Source organism: Streptomyces sp. SAJ15 (genome assembly GCF_007595705.1).
Taxonomy (GTDB): domain Bacteria; phylum Actinomycetota; class Actinomycetes; order Streptomycetales; family Streptomycetaceae; genus Streptomyces.
The window spans coordinates 1-12,679 of the sequence record NZ_NISY01000001.1 but is presented as its reverse complement, the minus strand read 5'-3'; the positions used below and the strand labels follow the sequence as shown (position 1 = coordinate 12,679).

8 protein-coding genes and 3 rRNA genes are annotated in these 12,679 nt (G+C 65.9%); all 11 read right to left on the bottom strand.

Annotated elements, in window-relative coordinates; all coding sequences use genetic code 11:
- Positions 1–115 precede the first annotated feature (115 nt).
- The 11 genes from CD790_RS00055 to CD790_RS00005 all read right to left on the bottom strand — a co-directional run bounded on the left by CD790_RS00055 (position 116) and on the right by CD790_RS00005 (position 12,325).
- Positions 116–1,186, bottom strand: coding sequence for a lysophospholipid acyltransferase family protein (locus tag CD790_RS00055; RefSeq protein WP_144380817.1), 1,071 nt, complete (start codon positions 1,184–1,186; stop codon positions 116–118).
- Between the two features lie 14 nt (positions 1,187–1,200).
- Positions 1,201–2,253 (bottom strand): NAD-dependent epimerase/dehydratase family protein, encoded by a 1,053-nt coding sequence (locus CD790_RS00050; RefSeq protein ID WP_144380816.1) that lies wholly within the window; start codon positions 2,251–2,253, stop codon positions 1,201–1,203.
- 264 nt (positions 2,254–2,517) lie between these two features.
- Positions 2,518–2,616 (bottom strand): 30S ribosomal protein bS22, encoded by a 99-nt coding sequence (locus CD790_RS00045; protein ID WP_003948845.1) that lies wholly within the window; start codon positions 2,614–2,616, stop codon positions 2,518–2,520.
- A 112-nt stretch (positions 2,617–2,728) separates the two neighbouring features.
- On the bottom strand, positions 2,729–2,941 hold the full coding sequence (locus CD790_RS00040; protein ID WP_186318815.1) for a helix-turn-helix domain-containing protein: 213 nt from the start codon (positions 2,939–2,941) through the stop codon (positions 2,729–2,731).
- Positions 2,942–3,069: 128 nt separating this feature from the next.
- Positions 3,070–3,897: a phosphatase gene (locus CD790_RS00035; RefSeq protein ID WP_260867242.1), complete on the bottom strand. Its 828-nt coding sequence runs from the start codon at positions 3,895–3,897 to the stop codon at positions 3,070–3,072.
- Positions 3,898–4,034: 137 nt separating this feature from the next.
- Positions 4,035–5,210: an acetoin utilization protein AcuC gene (locus CD790_RS00030; RefSeq protein WP_144380814.1), complete on the bottom strand. Its 1,176-nt coding sequence runs from the start codon at positions 5,208–5,210 to the stop codon at positions 4,035–4,037.
- Positions 5,179–6,408, bottom strand: coding sequence for an MFS transporter (locus tag CD790_RS00025; RefSeq protein WP_144380813.1), 1,230 nt, complete (start codon positions 6,406–6,408; stop codon positions 5,179–5,181). Before CD790_RS00025 ends, CD790_RS00030 begins: the two co-directional genes overlap by 32 nt.
- A gap of 80 nt (positions 6,409–6,488) precedes the next feature.
- Entirely contained in the window at positions 6,489–7,133 is a 645-nt protein-coding gene (locus CD790_RS00020) for an HAD family phosphatase (protein ID WP_144380812.1), read from the bottom strand.
- Positions 7,134–7,203: 70 nt separating this feature from the next.
- Positions 7,204–7,320, bottom strand: a 5S ribosomal RNA gene (rrf, locus tag CD790_RS00015).
- 71 nt (positions 7,321–7,391) lie between these two features.
- Positions 7,392–10,514 (bottom strand): 23S ribosomal RNA (locus CD790_RS00010).
- Between the two features lie 283 nt (positions 10,515–10,797).
- Positions 10,798–12,325, bottom strand: a 16S ribosomal RNA gene (locus CD790_RS00005).
- Together the 16S, 23S and 5S rRNA genes form the textbook arrangement of a ribosomal RNA operon.
- Positions 12,326–12,679 lie beyond the last annotated feature (354 nt).

Genomic DNA, 12,679 nt, shown 5'->3' with positions numbered 1-12,679 from the left:
ACGCGTCACCCGCGTCGGGGGCCTTCGTGTTCGGGTTCTTCGCGTTCGGGTCTACGTGCTCGGGGCCTTCTTCGGGGTCTTCGTGAGGAGGCGGGTTCTCAGCGGACCGCCGGCCTCAGAAGAACACCGACCGCCGCTGCACCAGCAGCTTGTACAGCGTGTGCTGAATCGTTTCGCGCACCTGGTCCGTCAGGTTGAACATCAGCATCGGGTCGTCCGCGGCCTCCGGCGGATGGCCGTCGGTGGGAATGGGCTCGCCGAACTGGATGGTCCATTTGGTCGGCAGCGGCACCGCGCCCAGGGGGCCCAGCAGCGGGAAGGTCGGGGTGATCGGGAAGTACGGGAAGCCCAACAGCCGGGCGAGGGTGCGGGCGTTGCCGACCATCGGGTAGATCTCCTCGGCGCCGACGATCGAGCACGGCACGATCGGCACGCCGGCCCGCAACGCCGTCGACACGAAGCCGCCACGGCCGAAGCGCTGCAGCTTGTAGCGCTCCCCGAACGGCTTGCCCAGGCCCTTGAAGCCCTCCGGCATCACCCCGACCACCTCGCCCCGCTCCAGCAGCAGCTGGGCGTCCTCGGCGCAGGCGAGGGTGTGTCCGGCCTTCCGGGCCAGCTCGTTGACGACCGGCAGCATGAAGACCAGGTCGGCCGCGAGCAGCCGCAGGTTCCGGTCGGCGGGGTGGTGGTCGTGCACCGCCACCTGGAGCATCAGGCCGTCCAGCGGCAGCACCCCGGAGTGGTTGGCGACCACCAGGGCGCCACCGCTGCTCGGGATGTTCTCGATGCCCTTCACCTCGACCCGGAAGTACTTCTCGTACACCGGGCGCAGCAGCGACATCAGGACCTGCTCGGTCAGCTCGGGGTCGTAGCCGAAGTCGTCGACCTCGTAGTCGCCGGTGAGCCGTCTGCGCAGGAAGTTCAGCCCGTGAGCGACCCGGCGCTCCCAGCGGCCCGCGCCCGTCGGGCCCGTCGTCCCGGCGGACGACCGCCCGGCCTCCTCCCGCGCGCTGAACCGCTCGTCCTCCTCGCGCTGCGGCGGTACGGGCTTGAGCGGGCTCTGCGACCGGTCGCGCCCCGCCCCGGACCCGGTGCCGGCCCCGGAGCCGGACCCGGTGAACGTGGCGCCGTGCTTGCGACGGGACCGGGGTTCCTCGCCGAACGGAATGACCTTGGCGTCCGCCATGCTGGATGCGCTCCTCAGTTCTGGCCGCGGCCGGGGGCCGCGGGCAGCACCGCGGCGAGCCGGTCGACGGTACGGGCGAGGGACTGGGGCGGCAGCAGCCCGGGGCCGCGGCTGCGCACGTAGTCCGCGAAGGCGTCCGCGGTCGTGTACTTCGGTTCGAACCCTAGCGTCTCGCGCATCTGCTGCGTGGCGACCACGCGGCCGTGGGTCAGCAGCCGGACCTGCTCGGGTGAGAAGTCGGTGATGCCGGCGAAGCGCAGCGCGGTACGGGCCCAGGTGAGGGCGGGCAACGGCAGCGGGACCGTGGGGCGGCCGAGCCGCCGGGCGGCCTGGGAGAGCAGCAGCACGCCGTCCCCGGCGATGTTGAACGTGCCGCTGTTGAGGGTGGCGCGGCGCGGCTCGGAGGCGGCGATCCGCAGCACCTCGATGGCGTCCTCCTCGTGCACGAACTGCAGCCGCGGGTCGTAGCCCACGACGGTGGGCAGCAGCGGCAGCGCGAAGTACTCGGCGAGCGGGGAGTCGGCGCAGGGGCCGAGGATGTTGGCGAAGCGCAGCACGCAGACGGCGACGTCCGGGCGGCGCCGGGCGAAGCCGCGGACATAGCCCTCGACCTCGACGGTGTCCTTGGCGAAGCCCCCGCTGGGCAGCGACTTGGGCGGGGTGCTCTCGCCGAAGACGGCCGGGTCGCGGGGGGCGGAGCCGTAGACGCTGGTGCTGGACTTGACCACCAGCCGCCGCACCGAGGGCGCCTTCTGGCAGGCGCCGAGGAGCTGCATGGTGCCGATGACGTTGGTCTCCTTGACCGTCGTCCGGCTGCCGCGCGGGCCGAGCGGGGTGCCGTTGACGTCCATATGGACGACCGTGTCGACCCCGGTCTCGGCGAGGAGCTTGCCGATGGTGGGCTGGCGGATGTCGGCCCGTACGAAATCGGCACCGCCCAGATGGTGCTCGGGGGCCACGGCGTCCACCCCGATCACCCGATCGACGTCGGGCTCACGCTGGATGCGGCGCACGAAACGCCCGCCGAGCTGCCGTGCGACTCCGGTGACGAGCACGATCTTCCCCAAGACCAGCGCCTTTCTTCTCACCCTCGCCCAAGCCGGGCTGTGTCGCCACGGTATCGACTCGATGTTGCGCTGTGATGACCACCCGAGGCGAAGCGCCGTGTTTTCAGCCGGAGGCGCCGGCGGAGCCGCCGGCCGGGGTGGTCGGGTCCTCGGGGGCCGCACGGCCGGGCGGACCGGGGCGGGGCCGGTGACAGGCCGCCGGGGCGGAACGCACCGCAGCCCCCCACCGGCCGGTGAGGGGCTGCGAGACGTGCACAGTGCCGCTTACTTCTTGTTGCGACGCTGGACGCGGGTGCGCTTGAGCAGCTTGCGGTGCTTCTTCTTGGCCATCCGCTTACGCCGCTTCTTGATAACAGAGCCCACGACTACCCTCGCTCACTTCGAATTCACTCGGTGCGGGGCGTCCGAGCCCACACGACCTACATCGGGCCAGCCTACCCGGCACCGGGCGAACGACGTAATCCGAGGGGGGTCGTCAGGCGGACTCGACCCCCACATAACTCTCGCGGAGGTATTCATGAACCGCCTGCTCTGGGACTCGGAAGGACCTCCCCACCCGAATCGCCGGCAGATGACCACTGTGCACCAGGCGGTACACGGTCATCTTGGACACTCGCATCACCGAGGCGACTTCCGCCACGGTCAGGAACTGAACCTCATTCAGAGGTTGCCTATCGCCAGCAGCCATGACACACCTGAACCTTCCGCACATGTCGGGCACCGGCTTCCCCTCCGGTGACTCCTGCTCGCATGCGCGCTCCTCCCCAGGTTAGGGGCGCGTGATGCGAGTGGGGAAGAGGAGTTGCGATCGGACGCCTACTGTGACAGACACGCTCGATTGAGTACATAGCGAGTAAGCGGTCGGTAGTAATCAGACCGCGCAGCGTCATCAAGCGGAACCACCACGGACACCCACCCCTCGGCCTCTGCGACGAACGGCGCCGGGTCGTCGACGTCCGCCAGCCCCATGCTCTCAATGCCCAGCTGACCTGCTCCGCAGACCCATCCGTGGTCCCCGATGACAAGTTCGGGCAGCGGGCCGCCGGCCTCCGCCGCGGCCCCGAGCGCGACCCGAACCGGCAGCGGCGAATGGCTGTGCGCGCCAGGCCCCGGGCCCGGTCCGGGGACTCCGCTTTCCCGCACCAGCGCCACCCCCCGTACGTAGGCGAGGTGGTGCGTGCGTACTCCGAACCGGGTCGTTATGTCGATACATCGCCCCTGCGCGGGGGTGAGGACTCGGCAGCCCGCCGCCGAGAGAGCGGCGGCCAACGAGGCGTAGAAACCGAGGAGTCGGTGCGGATGACCGGTGCCGAGCAGCACCGGGGCACCCCTCGCGGCGACGGTCCGGAGCCGGTCGGCGAAGGCGCGCAGCGCCTCGATCGTACGTTCCGGGTCGATCACCTCGGGCCCCGAGGTGTGGGTGGGGTCGACCGAGACCCCGCACCGCTCCCCCATCAGGCGCAGCACCTCGCCCGGCGACCAGTCGGCCGTGGGCTCGATGCCGATCAGCGTGCGCGGGTCCCGCGCCGCGAAGAGCCGGTATCGGCGCAGGCTCTGCTCCCGCTCCGTCGCCACCGGCCCGGCGAGCCGCGCCGCCAGCAGGTGCGCGCGCAGTGCGGCCGTCGTGACCTTGCCACTCAACACGGCACCGATGCTGGCGGATCACGGCGCGGACCCGGCACAGATCACCCGTGAGTGCCCACGGTCGGCCTAACGACGCGTGGGCTTCGGCCCCTCCCGAGGCCGCCGACCGCCGCCGGCGGGGACGGTCGGCGGGCGCGTCAGGGGATGAGGCCGTGGTGCGGGAAGACGGCGCGCCGCGTGGCCAGGATGGCTTGGTCCAGCCGGTCCGCCGGGTCGTACCCGCCGTCGCCGAAGTCCCGCCAGCTCGGGGTCCGGCCGTCCGTCATCCGCCGCGGGCCGGGCTGGCGGGTCCGCCGGTACACCTCGTGCGACCACTCCTCGGGCACCTCGGCCTCCGGCGCCAGCGGCCGCCCGGCCGCGATGCCGACCAGGTGCGTCCAGCTCCGCGGCACCACGTCCACCACCGCGTAGCCGCCCCCGCCCAGCGCCACCCACCGCCCGTCGGCCAGCTCGTGGGCGAGCTCGTGGCACGCCTCGGCCACCGCGCGCTGCGCGTCCAGGCTCACCGCCAGGTGCGCCAGCGGGTCCTCGAAGTGGGTGTCGGCGCCGTGCTGGGTCACCAGCACCTGCGGCCGGAAGGCCGCCAGCAGCTCCGGTACGACGGCGTGGAAGGCGCGCAGCCATCCGGCGTCCCCGGTGCCGGCCGGCAGCGCCACGTTGGCCGCGCCGCCGGGCGCCGCCGCGCCGCCGCTCTCCTCGGGCCAGCCGGTCTGCGGGAAGAGGGTGCGGGGGTGTTCGTGCAGCGAGACGGTGAGCACCCGCGGGTCGTCCCAGAACGCCGCCTGCACCCCGTCCCCGTGGTGCACGTCCACGTCCACGTACGCGACCCGCTCCGCGCCCAGCTCCAGCAGCCGGGCCACCGCCAGCGAGGCGTCGTTGTAGACGCAGAACCCGGAGGCGCCGCCCGGCATCGCGTGGTGCAGCCCGCCCGCGAAGTTCACCGCGTGCGCCACGTCGCCCCGCCACACCGCCTCGGCCGCCGCCACCGACTGACCGGCGATCAGCGCGGACACCTCGTGCATCCCCGAGAAGGCCGGGTCGTCCTCGGTCCCGAGCCCGTACGCGGGGTCGGCGGCGGTCTCGGGGGCGGCGGAGGCCCGGCGGACGGCCGCGATGTAGTCCTCGCGGTGCACCAGCCGCAGCGTGGACTCCCCGGCCGGCTTGGCGGCGACCACCTCGACCGCGCGATCCAGCCCGAACGCCTCGACCAGCCGCATGGTCAGTGCCAGGCGTACCGGGTCCATCGGGTGCCCGGGACCGAAGTCGTAGCCCGTGACTGCCTCATCCCACATCAACTGCGCGCGGCCGCTCATGGGCCTCACCGTATCGGGAACGTTGATCGGCGAACTGTCGGACGTACCCGAGAGTAGCCAGCACCAGCGCCATCGGCACCAGCATCGCGCCCCGGAGGCTCCACACCGCGCCGAGCGCGCCCACCAGGGGCGAGCCGACCAGGAAGCCCACGTAGTTGAAGACGTTGAGCCGGGCGACGGCGGCCTCCGCGGCCCGGGGCTCCGGGTAGCGCCAGCCCGCGGCGGCGATGGTCTGCGGCACGATCACACACAGCCCGAGCCCCAGCAGCGTGAAGCCGAGCAGCCCCACCGCGGCGCCGGGCGCCGCCGCGACCACCGCGAAGCCGCCGGCCGCGAGCAGCGTGCCGGCCCGCACCACGCGGACCGCGCCGAAGCGGCGCACGGTCAGGTCGCCGACGGCCCGGCCGAGCAGGGTGGTGACCATGTAGACGTTGTACGGCACGGTCGCCAGGGCGTCGGAGCTGTGCAGCACGTCCTGGAGGTACGTGGCGCTCCAGTTGGAGACGGTGGCGTCGCCGATGAAGGCGAAGGCCATGACGAGACAGAGCGGCAGCAGCGGACGCGTGTTCGGCGAGGCGGACGGGACGGACCCGGCCGCCTGGGGGCCGGGGGCCGACTCCGGGGCGGCCGCCGGGGCCGCGTACCAGCGACCGGCGGCCAGCGCGACGGGGATCAGCACCGCCACGACGGGCCCGTAGAGCGCGCCGAGCGGCAGTCCACCGCGCGCACCGGCCCAGGCCAGCGAGGCCCCGACGATCCCACCGAGGCTGTACGCGGCGTGGAAGCCGATGATGATGCTGCGCCCGTACGCCCGTTGCAGCCCCACCCCGACCATGTTCATCGAGGCGTCCAGCGCGCCGACCGAGAGCCCGAAGGCGGCCAGGGCCAGGCCCAGTTGCCACACCGCCCGCCCCGATCCCGCCGCGACGAGCGCCAGGCAGACGGACAGCTGGGCCCAGCGCAGCACGGTGGGCGGTCGGACCCGCCGGACGAGGCGCTCGGTGCCCAGGCTGGCCAGGCCCGCGAGCACGGGGACCGCGGCGAGGAAGCCGGGCAGCCAGGCGTCGGGGACGCCGTAACGATCCTGCAGTGCGGGTATCCGGGTGACCAGGAGGGCGAAGACCGTGCCCTGGACGAAGAAGCTGACGGCCAGTGCGGCCCGGGCGTGTCGCAGGCGCGTCGGGCGCGTCTCAGTCATGGGGAGGGAGGGTAGGCGCCGCTCGCCGGACTGAGAAGCCGCGCGGGAGACCACACCGGGCCCGGGGCGCCGCGGCCCGGTCAGCCGAACAGCGGCGGAAGTTCGTCCATCGCGGTGAAGCGGGCGGTGGCCTCGGCGAGCCGCGCCGCGGGCGTCATCGCGGTGTAGCCGAACACGTCCATGCCGGCGGCCACGGCGGCCTCGACACCGAGCGGGGAGTCCTCCACGACCGCGCACCGTTCCGGGGCGACGCCCATCGAGGCGGCGGCGTGCAGAAAGAGGTCGGGGGCCGGCTTGCCGCGGCCCACGTCCTGCGAGCTGAAGATGTGCTTCTCGGCGAAGAGTTCGTCGAGCCCGGTCTTACGGAGGGCCACGCGGATCCGCTCGTGGCTGCCGGAGGAGGCGAGGCAGTACGGAACGCCGTCCGCTCGCAGCTTCTCCAGAATCCGGACCACACCGGGGACGGGCTCCAGTTCACGGTGGAAGCCCTCGAAGACACGCCGGTGATACGTGGCGTCGAAGTCGGCCGGGAGCCGCTGCCCGGTGCGTTCCAGCACCAGGTCGTGAACGCGGTGCATGGCCGAGCCCATGAACTGCCGGATCGACTCCTCGTAGGTGGTGGGGTGCCCCAACTCCGTGAGGTACGCGGCGAGGACGCGGTTCGCGATCGGCTCGCTGTCCACGAGGACGCCGTCGTTGTCGAAAATGATCAGGTCATAGCGCATGACGCACACCCTAAAAGCAAGAAAGCCCTGTCGGGAACCGAGGTTCCCAACAGGGCTTTCTTCAATGATTGTTCGGCGGCGTCCTACTCTCCCACAGGGTCCCCCCTGCAGTACCATCGGCGCTGAAAGGCTTAGCTTCCGGGTTCGGTATGTAACCGGGCGTTTCCCTAACGCTATAACCACCGAAACACTATGAAACACAACAACCGGACATACCTGGTTGTGGCTTCAGAACCAACACAGTGGACGCGAGCAACTGAGGACAAGCCCTCGGCCTATTAGTACCGGTCAACTCCACCAGTTACCTGGCTTCCATATCCGGCCTATCAACCCAGTCGTCTACTGGGAGCCTTACCCCATCAAGTGGGTGGGAGTCCTCATCTCGAAGCAGGCTTCCCGCTTAGATGCTTTCAGCGGTTATCCCTCCCGAACGTAGCCAACCAGCCATGCCCTTGGCAGAACAACTGGCACACCAGAGGTTCGTCCGTCCCGGTCCTCTCGTACTAGGGACAGCCCTTCTCAAGACTCCTACGCGCACAGCGGATAGGGACCGAACTGTCTCACGACGTTCTAAACCCAGCTCGCGTACCGCTTTAATGGGCGAACAGCCCAACCCTTGGGACCGACTCCAGCCCCAGGATGCGACGAGCCGACATCGAGGTGCCAAACCATCCCGTCGATATGGACTCTTGGGGAAGATCAGCCTGTTATCCCCGGGGTACCTTTTATCCGTTGAGCGACGGCGCTTCCACAAGCCACCGCCGGATCACTAGTCCCGACTTTCGTCCCTGCTCGACCCGTCGGTCTCACAGTCAAGCTCCCTTGTGCACTTACACTCAACACCTGATTGCCAACCAGGCTGAGGGAACCTTTGGGCGCCTCCGTTACCCTTTAGGAGGCAACCGCCCCAGTTAAACTACCCACCAGACACTGTCCCTGATCCGGATCACGGACCGAGGTTAGACATCCAGCACGACCAGAGTGGTATTTCAACGATGACTCCACGAACACTGGCGTGCCCGCTTCACAGTCTCCCACCTATCCTACACAAGCCGAACCGAACACCAATATCAAGCTATAGTAAAGGTCCCGGGGTCTTTCCGTCCTGCTGCGCGAAACGAGCATCTTTACTCGTAATGCAATTTCACCGGGCCTATGGTTGAGACAGTCGAGAAGTCGTTACGCCATTCGTGCAGGTCGGAACTTACCCGACAAGGAATTTCGCTACCTTAGGATGGTTATAGTTACCACCGCCGTTTACTGGCGCTTAAGTTCTCAGCTTCGCAACCCCGAAAGGTCACTAACCGGTCCCCTTAACGTTCCAGCACCGGGCAGGCGTCAGTCCGTATACATCGCCTTACGGCTTCGCACGGACCTGTGTTTTTAGTAAACAGTCGCTTCTCGCTGGTCTCTGCGGCCACCACCAGCTCAGGAAGCAAGTTCCCTCACCAGCAATGGCCCCCCTTCTCCCGAAGTTACGGGGGCATTTTGCCGAGTTCCTTAACCATAGTTCACCCGAACGCCTCGGTATTCTCTACCTGACCACCTGAGTCGGTTTAGGGTACGGGCCGCCATGAAACTCGCTAGAGGCTTTTCTCGACAGCATAGGATCATCCACTTCACCACAATCGGCTCGGCATCAGGTCTCAGCCTTATATGTGCGACGGATTTACCTACCGCACGGCCTACACCCTTACCCCGGGACAACCACCGCCCGGGCTGGACTACCTTCCTGCGTCACCCCATCACTCACCTACTACAAGTCTGGTTCGTCGGCTCCACCACTCCCCTTCACCCGAAGGATCCAGGACGGCTTCACGGACTTAGCATCGCCTGATTCGATGTTTGGCGCTTCAAAGCGGGTACCGGAATATCAACCGGTTGTCCATCGACTACGCCTGTCGGCCTCGCCTTAGGTCCCGACTTACCCTGGGCAGATCAGCTTGACCCAGGAACCCTTAGTCAATCGGCGCACACGTTTCCCACGTGTGAATCGCTACTCATGCCTGCATTCTCACTCGTGAACCGTCCACAACTCGTTTCCACGGCTGCTTCACCCGGCACACGACGCTCCCCTACCCATCAGCACACCCGTTAGGGCTATATATGCCAATGACACGACTTCGGCGGTACGCTTGAGCCCCGCTACATTGTCGGCGCGGAATCACTTGACCAGTGAGCTATTACGCACTCTTTCAAGGGTGGCTGCTTCTAAGCCAACCTCCTGGTTGTCTCTGCGACTCCACATCCTTTCCCACTTAGCGCACGCTTAGGGGCCTTAGTCGATGTTCTGGGCTGTTTCCCTCTCGACCATGGAGCTTATCCCCCACAGTCTCACTGCCGCGCTCTCACTTACCGGCATTCGGAGTTTGGCTAAGGTCAGTAACCCGGTAGGGCCCATCGCCTATCCAGTGCTCTACCTCCGGCAAGAAACACACGACGCTGCACCTAAATGCATTTCGGGGAGAACCAGCTATCACGGAGTTTGATTGGCCTTTCACCCCTAACCACAGGTCATCCCCCAGGTTTTCAACCCTGGTGGGTTCGGTCCTCCACGAAGTCTTACCTCCGCTTCAACCTGCCCATGGCTAGATCACTCCGCTTCGGGTCTTGGGCGCGCTACTCAATCGCCCTATTCGGACTCGCTTTCGCTACGGCTTCCCCACACGGGTTAACCTCGCAACACACCGCAAACTCGCAGGCTCATTCTTCAAAAGGCACGCAGTCACGACCGTGCTCCGAAGAACACGGCGACGCTCCCACGGCTTGTAGGCACACGGTTTCAGGTACTATTTCACTCCGCTCCCGCGGTACTTTTCACCATTCCCTCACGGTACTATCCGCTATCGGTCACCAGGGAATATTTAGGCTTAGCGGGTGGTCCCGCCAGATTCACACGGGATTTCTCGGGCCCCGTGCTACTTGGGAAATGAGCAAGCAAGCCGCAAAGATTTCAGCTACGGGGGTCTTACCCTCTACGCCGGGCCTTTCGCATGCCCTTCGCCTATCCATGCGGTTTCTGACTCGCCCAACAGCCGGCAGACTGCTGAAGCTCACTCCCACAACCCCGCATGCGCAACCCCTGCCGGGTATCACACACATACGGTTTAGCCTCATCCGGTTTCGCTCGCCACTACTCCCGGAATCACGGTTGTTTTCTCTTCCTGCGGGTACTGAGATGTTTCACTTCCCCGCGTTCCCTCCACATACCCTATGTGTTCAGGTATGGGTGACAGCCCATGACGACTGCCGGGTTTCCCCATTCGGACACCCCCGGATCAAAGCTCGGTTGACAGCTCCCCGGGGCCTATCGTGGCCTCCCACGTCCTTCATCGGTTCCTGGTGCCAAGGCATCCACCGTGCGCCCTTAAAAACTTGGCCACAGATGCTCGCGTCCACTGTGCAGTTCTCAAGCAACAACCAGCCACCCGTCACACACCACTCAAAGATGATGCTTCACCGGGGCCGGTACCCGAAGGAACAAGCTCACGCTCGCACCCTCAGACACCCAACAGCGTGCCCGACAAGTCCCATCTCTTCTCTCCACGTTCCACGCCGAAGCAGTACTAGCAGGAAAGATCCGGAAACTTGCCGAATAGTCAACGTTCCACCCATGAGCTAACCGTGCGAGACATTCGCTCGCAGTCGGCCATGTGCTCCTTAGAAAGGAGGTGATCCAGCCGCACCTTCCGGTACGGCTACCTTGTTACGACTTCGTCCCAATCGCCAGTCCCACCTTCGACGATTCCCTCCCACAAGGGGTTGGGCCACCGGCTTCGGGTGTTACCGACTTTCGTGACGTGACGGGCGGTGTGTACAAGGCCCGGGAACGTATTCACCGCAGCAATGCTGATCTGCGATTACTAGCGACTCCGACTTCATGGGGTCGAGTTGCAGACCCCAATCCGAACTGAGACCGGCTTTTTGAGATTCGCTCCACCTCGCGGTATCGCAGCTCATTGTACCGGCCATTGTAGCACGTGTGCAGCCCAAGACATAAGGGGCATGATGACTTGACGTCGTCCCCACCTTCCTCCGAGTTGACCCCGGCAGTCTCCTGTGAGTCCCCATCACCCCGAAGGGCATGCTGGCAACACAGAACAAGGGTTGCGCTCGTTGCGGGACTTAACCCAACATCTCACGACACGAGCTGACGACAGCCATGCACCACCTGTACACCGACCACAAGGGGGGCTACATCTCTGCAGCTTTCCGGTGTATGTCAAGCCTTGGTAAGGTTCTTCGCGTTGCGTCGAATTAAGCCACATGCTCCGCCGCTTGTGCGGGCCCCCGTCAATTCCTTTGAGTTTTAGCCTTGCGGCCGTACTCCCCAGGCGGGGAACTTAATGCGTTAGCTGCGGCACGGACAACGTGGAATGTCGCCCACACCTAGTTCCCAACGTTTACGGCGTGGACTACCAGGGTATCTAATCCTGTTCGCTCCCCACGCTTTCGCTCCTCAGCGTCAGTATCGGCCCAGAGATCCGCCTTCGCCACCGGTGTTCCTCCTGATATCTGCGCATTTCACCGCTACACCAGGAATTCCGATCTCCCCTACCGAACTCTAGCCTGCCCGTATCGAATGCAGACCCGGGGTTAAGCCCCGGGCTTTCACATCCGACGTGACAAGCCGCCTACGAGCTCTTTACGCCCAATAATTCCGGACAACGCTCGCGCCCTACGTATTACCGCGGCTGCTGGCACGTAGTTAGCCGGCGCTTCTTCTGCAGGTACCGTCACTTTCGCTTCTTCCCTGCTGAAAGAGGTTTACAACCCGAAGGCCGTCATCCCTCACGCGGCGTCGCTGCATCAGGCTTTCGCCCATTGTGCAATATTCCCCACTGCTGCCTCCCGTAGGAGTCTGGGCCGTGTCTCAGTCCCAGTGTGGCCGGTCGCCCTCTCAGGCCGGCTACCCGTCGTCGCCTTGGTAGGCCATCACCCCACCAACAAGCTGATAGGCCGCGGGCTCATCCTGCACCGCCGGAGCTTTCCACCACCGACCATGCGGTCAGTAGTCGTATCCGGTATTAGACCCCGTTTCCAGGGCTTGTCCCAGAGTGCAGGGCAGATTGCCCACGTGTTACTCACCCGTTCGCCACTAATCCCCCACCGAAGCGGGTTCATCGTTCGACTTGCATGTGTTAAGCACGCCGCCAGCGTTCGTCCTGAGCCAGGATCAAACTCTCCGTGAATGTTTTCCCGTAATCGGGATGCACACTCGCGTTGAGCGGAACAGGTAGGAGGAATAGTCCCACCCGTTCACAGCGTCCTCGCTGTGTTTTTTCTTCAAAGGAACCTCGTCATCGGGCCCCCGTTTCACCGGGCCCTCCGGGCGCTTCCCTTCGGTGTTTCCAACCTTACCAGATTCTTTTTCGTTCCGTTCCCGGTCCGAATTTGTTTCCGGTCCCCGTTGGAGGGGGTTTGTTTCGCGCCTTCCGGCGTGATCACTACTTTAGCGGATTTCCCTGGAAGCTCATAATCGAGCTTTTCGGTTCGAATTTCGGCATGCCGAAGTCGTTCCCGATCAGGGGCCGTGCAGTGGTGAT